The following is a 15006-nucleotide window of genomic DNA, read 5'->3' on the forward strand; positions in this document are numbered from 1 at the left end:
AAGTTTTTCCGGGCTTCCTGAAAAACATTTTCAAATTATATGACTTTATGAATGATCTCCGTTATTTACGTGTTCATTCATTTTTCTTTCATCTGCAAAATCACCCTATGACAATCATTCACTTCTTACTGCCGGTTTTTTTACTCTTTGTTCCTGGCTGTGCCACCCAAAAGCTACAGGCCGTTGATCGCATGCAGCTTCCTAAAGAGATTTGCCTTAACCCTTATGAAATGGAACTTTACCAGGCGCTCAATACATACCGTGAAAAGCACAATCTGCCGGCAATAACTTTGTCAAAATCCCTTACGCTTGTAGCGCAGGTCCATTGCCGTGATCTGGCCATTAATCAGCCCGATAAAGATAGAAACTGCAATATGCATAGCTGGTCGCGCAAAGGCCCATGGACGTCTTGTTGCTATACACCCGATCATAAGAGGTCATCATGCATGTGGGATAAACCTAAAGAACTGACTTCCTACACTGGCGAAGGTTATGAAATAGCTTTCTTTTCAACAGTATCTTATTCCAACGCAACGGCTTTTGCTGAAGATGCCATGTTCAACTGGATGAAAAGTAAAGGGCATAACGATGTTATGCTGAACCTCAGTATCTGGAAGAGCATCCAGTGGAAAGCAGTTGGGATCGGGTATTTCGAAGGCTATACCACAATCTGGTTCGGAGCTTATGATGACCCGGATACTGCTATTGTTGGAGCATGTAATTGATGGTTGGCATTTTATATATACTTTTATGCTCGAAAAACAACAGGGTCTAAATCAATTGTATGAAGCCACAAATACTTTTCAGTTTTGCTATTATTTTGCTCTCATTTTCCTCTTTTGCGCAGGGATTTACCGGAGGCATCAAAGCCGGTGTTGTAGGCAGCCAGGTTGATGGTGATGGCTACCGAGGCTTTAATAAACCCGGAATTTTTGGTGGCGCCTATGTAAACCTCAGAACTTCTGAACTGAGCGCTTTTCAAATGGAGATTGCCTTTGTGCAAAAAGGTTCACGAAAAAACCCAAACTATGAAAAGGACGACTTTGAGCAGTATTTGCTACGAACCGATTATGTTGAACTGGCATTCCTGTACCATCTAGTATATTCTGACAAACTCACTTTTGAAGCCGGGCCTTCTTTCGGTTACCTGATGAGCACATACGAAGAGCGGAACCAGATGGAAACTGTTGCTGTTCCTTTCAGGAAAAGCGTTATCAATTATATTGCAGGCATGTATTATTATTTGAATGATCGTACGGCAGTAAACCTAAGGATCAATAATGCCGTCCTCAGCCTGCGCGATTATGAGCGGTTGCCTGGTGATACTTACCGTTTCTTTCATTACGGTCAGTTTAACATTGCAATGGTGCTTGGGCTACAATACAGGCTGTAAGCTACTTGCCTTTCAAAAATTCAATATTTCTTTTTATCCCTTCAAATTTGGGTCGCTTCAGCGGCGATTTCCTAAAAGTTTTATTAAAGCCATCCTTATCGAGGTTTTCCCAGTCCTTTGCTTCCCATTCCCTTACATTGTCTACAAGTTTAAAAGCATGTTCATTATGCGGAACTGAAAAACGATTCCAGGGACAAACTTCCTGGCAAATATCACAACCAAATATCCATTGTTTGTATTGGCCTTTGAACGCTACAGGCAATTCGCCTTTTTTCTCAATAGTCAGGTAAGAGATACAACGCCGGGAATCAATCATGCGGTCATTGCCGATGGCCTGTGTAGGGCATGCATCAATGCAACGGGTGCAGTCGCCGCAATAATCACCTCCGGAAGGTTTGTCGTAAGCCAGTTCGAGGTCAGTGATGATTTCACCGATAAAAAAATAAGAACCATTTCGCGGGGTGATCAGCATTGAGTTTTTTCCGATCCAACCCAGGCCGGCTTTTACTGCCCAGGCGCGTTCCAGCACTGGTGCAGAATCAGTAAAAACCCTTGAAGCATGGGCGGAAATATTTTGCTGTATAAATTCCTGCAATTTCCTCAGCTTTTCTTTGATCACAAAATGATAATCAGTTCCGTACGCATATCTTGATATCAGATAATCGGCATCAGCGGGCAATGGCTCCTCGGGATAATAGTTTTGCAACACAACAATTACTGAGCGGGCTCCATCCATCAATTTTGAAGGATTGAGGCGTTTGTTGAAATGATTGGCCATGTAAGCCATTTCTCCATGCCTTTCGTCATGGAGCCATTTTTTCAGACGCGGCTCATGATCTTTCAAGAAATCGGCTATGGCAATACCACAGGCAAAAAACCCAAGACTGAGGGCTTGTTGTTTAATGAGTGCTGAAGCATTTTTCAAGTCCACAATTACAATGATTGGTGAATCTTATTCAAACAATCCGGGCTGTTTTTGCTGCGGTTTGCCCAAATGCTGGTAGGCTCGTGGCGTTACTTCCCTGCCCCGTGGTGTTCGCATGAGAAAGCCCTCCATGATTAGAAAAGGCTCATAAACTTCTTCAATAGTGCCTGAGTCTTCGCCTACGGCAGTTGCTATAGTGCTTAAGCCAACCGGGCCGCCTTTAAATTTTTCAATGATGGTGGTAAGTATTTTGTTATCCATTTCATCGAGGCCAAACTTGTCTACATTCAGTGCATGAAGTGCATATTGTGTGATGGCAATATCAATGGAGCCGTTTCCTTTTATTTGTGCAAAATCCCTGACCCTACGCAGGAGAAGGTTCGCAATTCGCGGCGTGCCGCGGCTTCGGCCTGCAATTTCAACGGCAGCCTCTTTTGTGATGGCAACTTTTAATATCGCTGCTGAGCGTGTAATGATCTGTTCAAGAACCTGTGCATCGTAATATGATAACCTTGAGGTGATCCCAAACCTCGAACGTAATGGCGAAGTGAGCAAACCCGAACGGGTAGTGGCGCCAATCAATGTGAACGGGCTTAATGATATCTGAACGCTGCGGGCATTTGGCCCTGATTCAATCATGATGTCAATCCGGTAATCCTCCATGGCTGAGTAAAGGTATTCTTCAATTACCGGGCTCAGGCGATGAATTTCATCTATAAAAAGCACGTCATTTTCTTCGAGGTTGGTGAGCAGGCCAGCCAGATCGCCTGGCTTGTCCAAAACCGGACCAGACGTCAACTTCAGGTTCACACCTAGCTCATTGGCAATAATATGCGAAAGCGTTGTTTTCCCGAGACCCGGAGGACCATGCAGCAATACGTGATCCAGCGCTTCTCCACGTTGTTTGGCCGCCTTTACAAAAATTTTAAGATTCTCAACAACCCCAAGCTGCCCGAAAAAATTCCCGAAATCAGAAGGACGAAGAACTTTTTCCATTTCACGCTCACTTTTACTGAGGTGATCTGCTGTTGGATCCAGGTTATGGGTTCGGGGCATGATAGTAAATACTTGATTTTTTTTATGACTTGCCAAAGATACGAATCAAATGAAATTGCGAACCACATATATATACTCAAAAACAGCCAGCCGTTTTATTAAAACAGATGTAAATTTTATCCTGGTTTTCAGGGTATAAAAAAAAATCTTAATTTAGCGGCTTAATTATCATCATCAAAATCAGGCATGAAAAATATTCTTGTTGCCATAGATTTTTCGAAAGGTTCGATACATGCCTTAAGGTATTCCATTGAACTGGCGGGGCAGCTGAAAAGCAACCTTAGCCTTATCTGGGTTGATAATGAAACGGGTATAGGATCGGGCTTGTCATTTGACGACAATGAATACCGCAACGAAGCCATTAAGAATTTCAACGAACTCATTTCAACTTATGGCAAAGATTTTTCGGGTGAAATCAATTATAAGCTTCGCCGTGGAAAAGTTTACCAGGAAGTAGCCAACATGGCCAGGATGACGGATGCCGATCTTATCATTGCCGGAACCCATGGCGTTACAGGATTTGAACAATACTGGATTGGAAGCAACGCTTACCGCATTGTTTCGTATGCGCCTTGCCCGGTACTAACAGTCCGCTTTGATTATGATTACGAGCACAAAATCAGCAATATGGTGCTCCCGATTGATTCAACGCCTGATACCAGGCAGAAAGTTCCATTTGCCTGCGGTATGGCGAAAGACCTTGGCGCAACTATGCACATCCTGGGTTTACATTCTACAAGCCTGAAATCGCTGCAACGAAAAACAATCAGTAATATCGAAGAAGTTGTTAAGTTTTGCGAAAAGGAAAAAGTTGATTTTATCATTACCGAAGTGCAATCCACTGATGTTACCAAAGCCATTGTTGCTTATGCAAAACAAGCTGATGCCGATCTCATTGCGATCATGACCGAGCAACATCGTTCTGCATCTGGTTTGCTACTTGGCCCGCAGGCACAACAGCTTGTAAACTTCTCACCAATTCCTGTTTTGAGCATTCAGCCCAAAGAAATATATTCGCTATCCTCTCGTTAATATTACCGCTTAACCCCAGCTGCTAACCTGGTTATAGGCAGCTTTCTGTTTAAGAATTTAGCTTATGAAACCATTTATTACAATTCTGCTGGCGATACTTTCAATCACTGGGTTCGCACAATATAACAATATGAATAGCAATATTCGTGTTTATGCTGATCCGGGAATTGACCGCCTTGCGAAAGAATACCAGGAAATTGCAAGCCAGATTCATTATCTGGATGGTTATCGGATTCAAATCTTTTTTGACTCAGGCAATTTATCAAAACGCAATGCTTCAAAAGCGAGGGAAGATTTTATACTTCAATTTCCGGATGTGGAAGCATATATCACTTTCCGTGAGCCTTATTACCGGGTCAGGATCGGAGATTTCAGAACCAAGCTTGAGGCGGATGGTTTTAGAAAACGCATCCTGCATCAATATCCACATGCATTTACAGTGAATGACCAAATCAATTCTCCATCAATAAATTGAGAAGGAGTGTTTTTTTCAAAGGCGAACATTGATTTTCGTTGCTATTAATAGTACTTTAGCAAAAGCAATTTTTTACCATACTACCATATTTCTATTTCGTTGAACCACTGATTAAAAGCTATCTTATGAAGAATATTATTGTAGCTATTGACTTCTCAGATTGTTCGATTAATGCATTGGAACATGCAATAAGCATTGCCCAAAAGGGAAACTTTAATGTTTTGATGGTTTGGGTGAATAATCCAACAACAACTAAAATATTGCTTGCATCAGATCAGTCGGGTGATATGAAGGGTGAAGTTGAAAATCAATTCAAAAAACTGATTGCGAAGTATACAAAGTCACTGTCTGGCAGTTCTATCAGCTATACAATCCGTGAGGGCAAGGTTTATCACCAGGTGGCCCTGGAAGCAAAGGAAAAGGATGCCCTGCTTGTAATTGCCGGAACCCACGGCACTTCGGGGTTCGAGGAATTCTGGATTGGCAGCAATGCAAATAAAATTGTGAGCATGTCGCCCTGCCCTGTAATAACGATAAGAGGTGGAATTCAAGTGAGCCGCGAACTGACTAAGATTGTCATGCCAATTGACAGTACCCCCGAAACAAGGCAAAAGGTTTCGTTTACCGCCACGATAGCAAGTCTTTTTAATGCCGAAGTTCATGTGCTTGCACTTTACACTACCAACATAAGCAGTGTACAGGATAATATTGACAGCTATGCAAAGCAGGTAATCTCATTCCTTGAAGGTCAGGGAATTAAATCCCGTTTTGAAAGCCAGCGGGTTGACAATTTAGCCCGGGCAATAATTGACTATTCTGAGAAAATTGATGCTAACCTGATTTCAATCATGACTGAACAGGAAACGGCTGCCTCAAACCTGTGGCTTGGCCCCTATGCCCAGCAACTGGTCAACCACTCTCCAATTCCCGTGCTTAGCATCCATCCAATTGATTTGAATATTGTACTGGGGTATTAGGTGATGCAGTTATACAGTGATGCAGTAGGATTGGAGTAATGGAATTATATTCAAAATTCCAGATTTAAGATTGAGCCCACTCAGAAAAGTCAATCCACCCCTAAATCCCCTAAAGGGGACTTCCACAAATTGCTGATTTTTATCGTTTCCCCTTTAGGGGTCAGGGGCTAAAAACGATAAAAATCAGCAATTTGTGACTTTTCGGAGTGGATTCAAGATTCGTAAATCTAATCTCCCCGTCCCCATTTCTCCCCTTCCCAATATTTCCCCGTCTTTCCCCTAATACCTGTCAATACAGTTCAGGTCCTCAAAGGCTGTTTTTAAGCGGGCAACCATGGTTTTTTCGCCTTCGCGAAGCCAAACGCGGGGATCATAGTATTTTTTATTTGGCTTATCGTCGCCTTCAGGATTTCCAATCTGACCCTGCAGGTAGCCTTCATTTTTCTTATAGTAGTTTTTAACTCCTTCCCAATAAGCCCATTGGGTATCGGTATCAATATTCATTTTGATCACACCGTAGGAGATGGCTTCCCTGATTTCCTCACGACTCGAACCTGAACCACCATGAAATACAAAGTCAACAGGTTTATCTGCAGTGTTGAATGTCTTTTGGATGTATTCCTGGGAGTTTTTTAGGATTATAGGTTGCAACTTAACATTTCCCGGTTTGTAAACTCCATGCACATTTCCAAATGCTGCGGCAATTGTGAACCTGTCGCTGATGGAATTCAAGACTTCATAAGATGCAGCTACCTCTTTGGGCTGGGTATACAGCTTTGAACTGTCGATATTGGTGTTATCCACTCCATCTTCTTCACCACCGGTTACGCCAAGCTCCATTTCAATGTTTACGCCGATCTTATTCATGCGGGCAAAATAAAGTTTACATGTTTCGAGGTTCTCATGTAGTGAATCTTCCGAAAGGTCAAGCATATGCGAGCTAAAGAGCGGGTGGCCGTTTTTTTTGAAATGTTCTTCATTGGCAACCATAAGACCATCAATCCAGGTTAATAATTTACGTGCAGCATGATCGGTGTGAAGTATAACGGGAACCCCGTACAACTTTGCTACATGGTGGATGTGCATTGCACCTGAAACCGTTCCTGCGATGGCAGCTTTTTGCCCGTCGTTTGCCAGGGTTTTGCCTGCATAAAAAAGTCCGCCGCCGTTTGAGAACTGAATGATCACGGGTGAATTGACTTCCCTTGCAGCCTCAAGCACTGCGTTTACTGAGTTGGTTCCCACAACATTTACTGCCGGAATTGCAAACTGGTTTTCTTTGGCAATTCGGTAAATCGTTTTCACATCATCGCCGGTTGCTACACCGGGAGCTATTTTGCTGCTGATACGTTCTGACATAAAGATTCTTATTTTAGGTTCAGGAATGAAATGCTTTTCACGTGCCAAAAGTACTACTTTTTGAGCACACGATAAATTAACCAAATGGTGAAAAGAGGCCAAAATGCTGTAATCATCATTTTCGTTGCCTGTTAATTTCGGTTTTCAAAGGTAGGCATACAATCCCGAAACCTTCTTATCTTTGCAGGGAATTTGGCCCCGTAGTTCAGCTGAATAGAACGTCAGATTCCGGTTCTGAAAGTCACAGGTTTGAATCCTGTCGGGGTCACGCAAACTATTATAAGCCTGTATATTATTTATATGCAGGCTTTTTTTACAAATAGGAGCAACATTAATGCAACAAGTAGAATTGGCGATTTTATTCATTAAATCCATTCTCTTGCATCCATGCTTCCGTTGCATCAATACGGACCAATGACTTTTGTTACTAAATTGAATGTAAAACCGGAATCATTTATCCAGTCTTTGAACCCGATGTTTTCAAAGGTAAAACTAATGCTTTCAAATATTTCGCCTCCACTAGCCACAGACTGCTGCACACTTGAGACTTTCCAATTGGAGAGTTTTACTGAGTAATATGGTGTAGTTTGCCCGGGTGCATACATTTTGAATTCAATACCCCCATTCATCGAACCCGTAATCATCTCTTTGAAAAAGTTCACAGAATTGATGTCCTGAAGCTTGGAAATGGTCACATCCTGCATATTGGCATTGTTAATAGTGCCAAAATTGGAGCCTCCGTAAGACATAGCGAGCACATTGAAAATACCTGGCCCAAATGAATTTGGGCCGAAGAAAGAATAAGTAATTGATTCGGTAGTCGTTCCTGACATTGGACTTGTGCCTGCCAAAGCATTCCAGCTGGCGCCGTTATGAAAGGCAGGTGATTGGGCGTTTATGTCATAAATCATTAACCCGGCAGAAGGGTTGCTTACGGAAGTGGTATCGTTAACCCTGGGAAGCATGAGACCCTTGTCAGGACTGGTAAGATCCAGCACAGAATTAGGACTGGGGTTAGTGGTTCCAATACCTACCTGGGCATTCAAATTAATAGTTGTTACAATCAGTAACATCGTCAAAACTAAAATACTAAATTGTTTCATGAAATTTTGATTAAATTGATTGAAATTGTCCCTACTCTCTTAAAGGCTTTTCGGGTTCGCCTGTCGAATTTATTGTTCGTTTTTTATTGTTGTCTTCTTTCAATGAACGCCCGAAACAATGAATAAAATTGTTATCAAAACTTTAGATTTTTAGACAATTGGCTTTATTTGATTGATTTCTGACTACTGCCTGATCACTTTTTCCATATACAGGGTTTCCCCCTGTAGCACACGTACGATATAAATGCCGTTGGGATTGTTGCTTAGATTGAACTGGTAGCTTCTTTCGCTAAAGAGGGTGGTTTGCTGTATCAACTCACCCATCATGCCGTAAATCTCAACGTTTGCAATTGACGCTTCATCAGTTTCGGGCAGCTCAAGGAGAAAGAACCCCGTGGTGGGATTTGGATAAACTTTAATACCTGACTCTAATCGCAGGGCGTCATCAAATTTGATTTCAGGTAAGGGATGATCGCTTGCAGCAACAATGGATTTGGCATTTGTGCAATACATGCCATCAGTATCAATCCAGGCACGGAGGTAGCCGTTGGCTTCAACGAGGATTCCCGGAAGCAACAATACTGACTGCCCTGCAACCAGGTGAATAACTCCGCCGCTCTGAACCAGCAAATCCTGCACAGTTATCGTTTGCAATGCATCTCGCTTCATATCCTGCCCCAAGGTGTATTTATACTCCTTTGAAAAATCTTTGGTACACTCAAATATTTTCAAAATAAGCTTATGCGTATCTCGGTAAACCGGTAAATCATAGTACAAAGCCATAAATTTTCAAAATCAACCGCTACGCGGTAATATTTAAATAGATAAATGGTTAAATAGTTAAAAAGCCCGGACGGCACGGACACGTCTGGTGTTGTCCTTATAGTAGTAGCCCTGGAAGCCATTGTAGAAATCCTGCCTCCAGGCGTAGTTAGAACTGAACTCAGAAGAACTCCAATAGTAGGTGTCAGTAAAACCGCTGCCTCCGTTTGCCCCTGCGGCAGCATTAATAGTTGCCTTGTTTTGATACATTATATTTAATTCTTCTTTTGAGGGAAGATACCAGTCGCCATAAGTTTTACCTCCTTCGGTAACTTGCAGTTCATTACAAATGCGCGCTGCATAAGTGTTACCATCATCACCAATAGCTACATGAGCTGCAATAATTATTGAGGTATTTGCTTCGCCCGCATAAGGGCCGTCTCCTTTTGCCTGAGTATTACCATAAGTACCGGCAAACCATATTACCCCTGTACTTTGGTCCTGTTTAGCAGCTACCAAACCATGCTGTCCGGTTTCGTCTACCCAGAATACGATACCGCCTTGGGCAAAGTCGCCTACGGAGTAGGTGGTAGATGATGAAGATGAACCACCGCCAACTCCCTTCCATTTATTAGTAGTTGCATCATAATAATAAAAACCTTTTGCAGTAATATCTGCTGTTTCTGGTGTAGTAGATGCAACACTTATATCATTTACAAAAATAATTGCACCATCTTGGTCTGCGCCATAAGCAGCCACTTTAGCGTCTAGTTGTGCCAAAGTTAGAGAGGGCACTTGCACACCGTCTGCGGTTGTTGTACTTGCTGGGTATCCTTCGACTTGTAGGGTGGTCTTAGGTGTTGTGGTACCAATGCCTACATTTCCATTGTCATATATACTGCTATTCGTAGTAAGTGTTCCGTTTTGCCATTTGGGGAGGTAATTGTTGGTTCCAACATCTACTAGCATATCTCCACTCGTTAATTCCACCGACCAATTATTTAACACGCCCTGATCACCACCATATACATCAAACACTTTCAGAATCCACATGCCATTTGGGTTTATGTTACCCCCTCCAATTGCAGAAAAGCTACTAACGTTAGCGACAAAGCCACAAACTCCAGGAGACAGGGAGCCAATTGGTAAAAATGTTCCGGTATAAGGAGGTAAACTTGAAGACAAGGGTTCAGCAAAATTGTCACAAAATTGTGTGTTCACAAGGTTGTCATCACCACCCCCATTATTTTTCATAAGATTAAGTTTATCACCGTTGGGGGCAATTAAATATATTTCCAGATCCGCTACAAATGTGTGAGTCAGGTTTATGGTAACACAAATATTTTCAGATTGAACAGACTCAGGAAAGCCTGCAACATGAATTGTATCGCTTACTCCATCAGGACAATTGTAATCTACTATTGGAGTACCCGGTGCATTGCTTTGAGAAGCTAATTCTTCAATAGAATTTACCATTAATTTTCCCTGACTATCTGCATATATCTGCCTGAAACCTGCTCCTTCTAAATTTCTAACTCTTGCCTCGCCATTTACATCCAATAGTTCTGTAGGTGCTGCTGTCCCGATACCCACTTTGGTGTCTGAAGTGGCGCCATTCACACCATTTATGCTTCCGAGTACTAAACTATTGCTTTGGCTAACCAAGGCATTAGCACCAATGGCAGTAGCGTTAGTTAATGCCCCTGATGCGACGTTTGCCTGGTAGCCAAGGGCTGTGTTACCCGTTCCTGTGGTATTTGCACCAAGCGCTGCAAAACCAACAGAGGTGTTGTTAGAACCTGAGGTGTTGTTGTAAAAGGCATCCCTGCCAACTATTACGTTATGTGTTCCGTTGGTTGTATTTATTCCTGCCTGGTGTCCAACTGCAGTATTTGGACCGTTAAGCGCATTTTGAAGCGCTCCGCCACCAATTGCAGTAATTGCATCTGTTCCGGTTTTGCTCAAAGCTGCCTGATGACCGATCGCAGTGTTCCAGGATCCGGTTGTATTATTCTGGAGTGCTGCAAAGCCATTGGCCACATTGTTAATTCCGGTGGTGTTTTGGCGAAGTGCATTTACACCATTGGCCACGTTATCATTTCCTGTGGTGTTGGAGAAGAGTGCAGATCTGCCATTTGCCGTGTTGTTAATTCCAGTAGTGTTGTGGTGGAGTGCCTCTACACCAGTGGCCGTGTTATTAATTCCTGTGGTGTTGTTAAAGAGTGCGAAAAAACCATTGGCCATGTTATCATTTCCTGTGGTGTTGTTAAAGAGTGCCAAAGAACCATTTGCCGTGTTGTTAATTCCTGTGGTGTTGTTTTGAAGTGCAGCAAAACCATAGGCCGTATTGGAATTTCCTGTGGAGTTGAAGTAGAGTGAAAATGTTCCACTTGCTGTGTTTTCATATCCTGTAGTATTATTGTGAAGTGTAGCATACCCATTGGCCGTGTTGGAATTTCCTGTTTCATTTGAGTAGAGCGATCGAAAACCATTGGCCGTGTTGTTAACTCCTGTGGTGTTGAAATATAGTGCTTGTGCCCCATTTGCCGTGTTCCAATTTCCGGTGGTGTTGGAATACAGTGCTTGATAACCACTAGCTACATTGCTAGATCCTGCAGTATTGGAATAAAGTGCTGAAACCCCAAGGGCAAGGTTTTGGTTGTTTGAAAGGTCATCACTTGCTCCGGCGCCATCTCCAAGAAAAACACTGTTGCCACCTGTTCTCCCATCACTCAGATCATCTATTTTAGTAACCGTATTGCTTGTGCTACCATTTAGATTTATCCAGTCGGTTCCGTTAAAAAAGTAGAAACCATCTGCTTTATCAGTCTGGTAAACCAAAAGGCCAGTGGCAGGGGTGCTTATGGCTACACGTTGTGTTGAGTCCATCCGTGGGATTAAAAGTCCTTTGTCCGTTGATTGAACATCCAGCATGGCCGATGCGGCGGGAGTGGCGGATTCATTGGCTGAGATCACTACACCCTGGGCAAACGACTTGCTTGTGAGAGTTGCGATAATAAGTGCGAGCGAAATAATGAATATTATTATTTTCATAACTTTTTGTTTTTAAACTTTTAGATTTGTTTGATTAATTTCTGATTACTGCCTGATCACTTTTTCCATATACAGGCTTTCGCCCTGCAGCACACGCACGATATAAATACCGCGGGGCTTATCGCTTAAATTGAATTGGTAACTTCTCTCACCAATCAGTGTTGTTTGCTGAACAAGTTCGCCCATCATGCCGTAAATTTCTACATTGGCCCTTGAGTCTTCAACGGCCTCGGGTAACTCAAGTGTGAAACTACCGGTGGTAGGATTTGGAAATACCCTGATTCCTGCTGAAAGCGGCATTGCTTCCTCAAACTTTATTTCAGGGATGGGCTGGTCGGCTACAGCTATGATGGCTTTGGCGTTCATACAATACATGCCATCAGTATCAATCCAGGCACGGAGGTAGCCGTTGGCTTCAACAAGAATTCCCGGAAGCAACAATACTGACTGCCCTGCAACCAGGTGAATAACTCCGCCGCTCTGAACCAGTAAATCCTGCACAGTTATCGTTTGCACAGCATCAAAGCAGAGTTCCTGACCATTCGTTAAAGTAACATTTTCAACCAGCCTGTTTAGTGGCACATCGCTCCAGTGGATGCGGTTAAAGGGATCGTTTTCATAAGCCTCTCCGGCAAAGTTTCCGCTGAAGTTAGTGAAGGTTACCTCGCCGATGTTCAGGGTTTTGGCTACATTGTATAATTCGTTGCCGGGTGTGGAAATAAATGCCACGCCAGCAATGGTCAGTTCCTGGCTGTTGTTGATGGTAAGGAATGTGCTGCTCGAGGCTCCGCTTTGGAAAATGCTGTTGTTGAGCGGCAAAGCCGGGTCAATGGTAGCGCCTGACTGGATATTCAATCCATCGCCACTCATTTTTTCAAAAGTGGCGTATTCAGCGCCGATGGTTCCGCCGGAGCTGACTATGAACACAAAGTATCCGGCAGAGGTAACGGTAACAGGGTTGCCATCTTCGCCCATGAGGGTTAGTTTGCCGCCGTCGTTAACTGTAAGGGTGTTGCCATCGCTGAGTATGAGGGATGAGCCGGATTCGATTTTCAGGTCGCCGTCATTGTCAATGTCAACGGCTCCATCCACATACATGACTGTTTCACCGGTCATAATCATGTTTGTTCCGATTTTGATGCCCTGGGCAAGGATAATGCCTGGCAGGCAAATTGCCGTAATGATGAGTAAAAGTGTTTTCATGTTTTTGGGGTTATTGTTAGCCTTTTTTGAGTATCAGGGGCTAAAATGATTCAAATTGATTATAAGTTGCTGTGTTTTAATGAGAAGAATCGCATGTTGTAAACACACAAGGATGGTAATGCATGCGAGGCAATCACCTTTTTAACAAATAATTAACAGTTTGTAAGACAAGGTTGCCATCCCTGCCTTGCCGGCAGGCCCACTTCCGATAGTATTCTAAGACATACGCAAATTTTTCTTAATTTAATCTGCAAACTCAAATGTGTTACAACGGCAATGCAATTGTTGCTTAGCGGGAAAGACTACAAGGGTGGGGATTGAAACGCTTGCTTTAACTGGAAATGCAATTATTGTTTAACGGAGTTGGATAATTGCAAATTATCCAATGTCCCAAGCGGCAATGCAATTGCCGCTTAGCGGGGGGCAGCGCATTGGAACTGCCCTCTTTGTTTTTGTAAATACGGCAGGTAAGTGAAGTGCTGCCAATGATTCTACTGATTACTTATAAATCAGATTTTCTACCCGCTGTTTTACCTTGTTTTCAACCATTTTCCTGATTTCCTCAACAGTAATCCCATAGACTTTAAGTGCCCTGTGCGCTTTTAGAATGTTTGCCTCGAGCTTGGTTTCTGCTTCCTGAATTTTGGTTTCCAGCCTGTTAAAATTTAATTCTTCGGATGTAAAACCATTGTCAGCCATCCTTAATAGATCAGCATCATTATAGTTCAAAGGCAGGTTCACGGATCGCAGAATGCTATCATCCGCGAAGAAGGATGTTTTAGCTGCCACTTTTATACCCGCAATTGCAAGCCAACCGTCAGTAACTTCAGCTTGAATTTCGACATCTTTGTGATCTTTTATAACGTTGACAAGATAAAGATAAGGGAGTGCTGCTTTTGCCGAACCGGAAGTTTCAGCGCTGATGGAATAGGTAACGCCCGGGCAAGTGAAAGTGATATTCCCATCAGTGATGGTGATTTCGCAATAAACGGTCCTCTTATCATACGCGGTGCTTTTTAACGACACCTTCATTTGTGCAAGCGTTTGCTTCAGCACTTTGGTTTTCAACTTAAAATGAGCCATAAACTTGAATTAGCAATTTCATTAAAACAGGCATTCAAGATACGTGTATTGAGCCAATGGTTACTGCGAAAATGCAGAAAAGTTGTTAACAAAACATTGTGCTTACTTCAGGGCTTCAATAACCCGTATCATCTTCTTTTGAACCTCTCCGGCAATACATTCCAGGTCATTGTTTCCAACTGAGATCATGGATGACACCGGGTCAACAGCCGAGATTTCAATTTCGCCGTTTTCGTGTTCCTGAACAACAACATTGCATGGAAGAAACACCCCAATCCTGCCTTCGGTTAGCAAAGCCTTGTGAGCAAGACCCGGGTTACATGCACCCAGAATTTTATATTTCCTGAAATCCACATCAATTTTATTTTTCAGGGTTTCTTTCACATCAATTTGTGTAAGAATGCCAAAGCCTTCTTTCTTAAGTTCTTCGGAAACCCTGATGATTGCTTCATCGAAAGAAAGATTGTTAAGTTTTGTGCTAAAATGGTAACTCATGGTAATGTGTTTTTAATGATGACTCGTGAAGAGTTGATTTGACCCGGTTGTAGAACTATCAAGGCATGATTTTTGGTTGATCAGTAAGC

Annotated in this window: 14 protein-coding genes and 1 tRNA gene; 6 read left to right on the top strand and 9 right to left on the bottom strand. The window is 42.7% G+C overall.

Translation table 11 applies throughout. From position 1 onward, the window contains the following. Positions 1-47: 47 nt before the first annotated feature. Both IH597_01055 and IH597_01060 read left to right on the top strand, forming a co-directional pair. On the top strand, positions 48-725 hold the full coding sequence (locus IH597_01055; protein MBE0661028.1) for a CAP domain-containing protein: 678 nt from the start codon (positions 48-50) through the stop codon (positions 723-725). A 59-nt stretch (positions 726-784) separates the two neighbouring features. Next, the gene (locus IH597_01060) at positions 785-1393 is read left to right on the top strand and encodes an outer membrane beta-barrel protein (GenBank protein MBE0661029.1); all 609 of its coding nucleotides are present in this window, start codon (positions 785-787) and stop codon (positions 1391-1393) included. A 1-nt stretch (position 1394) separates the two neighbouring features. Here IH597_01060 and queG read toward each other — a convergent pair whose 3' ends face one another. Both queG and ruvB read right to left on the bottom strand, forming a co-directional pair. Further along, entirely contained in the window at positions 1395-2327 is a 933-nt protein-coding gene (queG, locus tag IH597_01065; GenBank protein ID MBE0661030.1) for a tRNA epoxyqueuosine(34) reductase QueG, read from the bottom strand. 18 nt (positions 2328-2345) lie between these two features. Beyond that, entirely contained in the window at positions 2346-3374 is a 1029-nt protein-coding gene (ruvB, locus tag IH597_01070) for a Holliday junction branch migration DNA helicase RuvB (GenBank protein ID MBE0661031.1), read from the bottom strand. A 186-nt stretch (positions 3375-3560) separates the two neighbouring features. Between ruvB and IH597_01075 the strand changes: the two genes are divergently transcribed. The 3 genes from IH597_01075 to IH597_01085 all read left to right on the top strand — a co-directional run bounded on the left by IH597_01075 (position 3561) and on the right by IH597_01085 (position 5858). Next, a complete protein-coding gene (locus tag IH597_01075; protein MBE0661032.1) occupies positions 3561-4406 on the top strand; it encodes a universal stress protein in 846 nt (281 codons plus the stop codon). 64 nt (positions 4407-4470) lie between these two features. Next, positions 4471-4881, top strand: a complete 411-nt coding sequence (locus IH597_01080) for an SPOR domain-containing protein (GenBank protein MBE0661033.1) — start codon at positions 4471-4473, stop codon at positions 4879-4881. A 125-nt stretch (positions 4882-5006) separates the two neighbouring features. Continuing rightward, positions 5007-5858: a universal stress protein gene (locus IH597_01085; protein MBE0661034.1), complete on the top strand. Its 852-nt coding sequence runs from the start codon at positions 5007-5009 to the stop codon at positions 5856-5858. A 279-nt stretch (positions 5859-6137) separates the two neighbouring features. On the opposite strand, the gene fbaA is transcribed toward IH597_01085, so the two are convergent. Then, a complete protein-coding gene (gene fbaA / locus IH597_01090; protein ID MBE0661035.1) occupies positions 6138-7217 on the bottom strand; it encodes a class II fructose-bisphosphate aldolase in 1080 nt (359 codons plus the stop codon). Between the two features lie 194 nt (positions 7218-7411). On the opposite strand from fbaA, the gene IH597_01095 reads away from it, so the two are divergent. Continuing rightward, positions 7412-7485, top strand: a tRNA-Arg gene (locus IH597_01095). Positions 7486-7618: 133 nt separating this feature from the next. On the opposite strand, the gene IH597_01100 is transcribed toward IH597_01095, so the two are convergent. From IH597_01100 to IH597_01125, 6 genes are all read right to left on the bottom strand, one after another. Then, positions 7619-8320, bottom strand: a complete 702-nt coding sequence (locus tag IH597_01100) for a type VI secretion system tube protein Hcp (GenBank protein ID MBE0661036.1) — start codon at positions 8318-8320, stop codon at positions 7619-7621. A 183-nt stretch (positions 8321-8503) separates the two neighbouring features. Further along, positions 8504-9103: a T9SS type A sorting domain-containing protein gene (locus IH597_01105; GenBank protein ID MBE0661037.1), complete on the bottom strand. Its 600-nt coding sequence runs from the start codon at positions 9101-9103 to the stop codon at positions 8504-8506. A 57-nt stretch (positions 9104-9160) separates the two neighbouring features. Further along, the gene (locus IH597_01110; protein MBE0661038.1) at positions 9161-12136 is read right to left on the bottom strand and encodes a DUF1566 domain-containing protein; all 2976 of its coding nucleotides are present in this window, start codon (positions 12134-12136) and stop codon (positions 9161-9163) included. A 45-nt stretch (positions 12137-12181) separates the two neighbouring features. Beyond that, positions 12182-13339, bottom strand: a complete 1158-nt coding sequence (locus IH597_01115; GenBank protein MBE0661039.1) for a T9SS type A sorting domain-containing protein — start codon at positions 13337-13339, stop codon at positions 12182-12184. 498 nt (positions 13340-13837) lie between these two features. Continuing rightward, positions 13838-14422, bottom strand: a complete 585-nt coding sequence (locus tag IH597_01120; GenBank protein MBE0661040.1) for a hypothetical protein — start codon at positions 14420-14422, stop codon at positions 13838-13840. Between the two features lie 102 nt (positions 14423-14524). Then, complete coding sequence (locus IH597_01125; GenBank protein ID MBE0661041.1) at positions 14525-14917, bottom strand: DUF302 domain-containing protein; 393 nt, start codon at positions 14915-14917, stop codon at positions 14525-14527. Positions 14918-15006 lie beyond the last annotated feature (89 nt).

The sequence above is a fragment of the Bacteroidales bacterium genome (genome assembly GCA_014860575.1).
GTDB lineage: Bacteria > Bacteroidota > Bacteroidia > Bacteroidales > JAAYJT01 > JAAYJT01.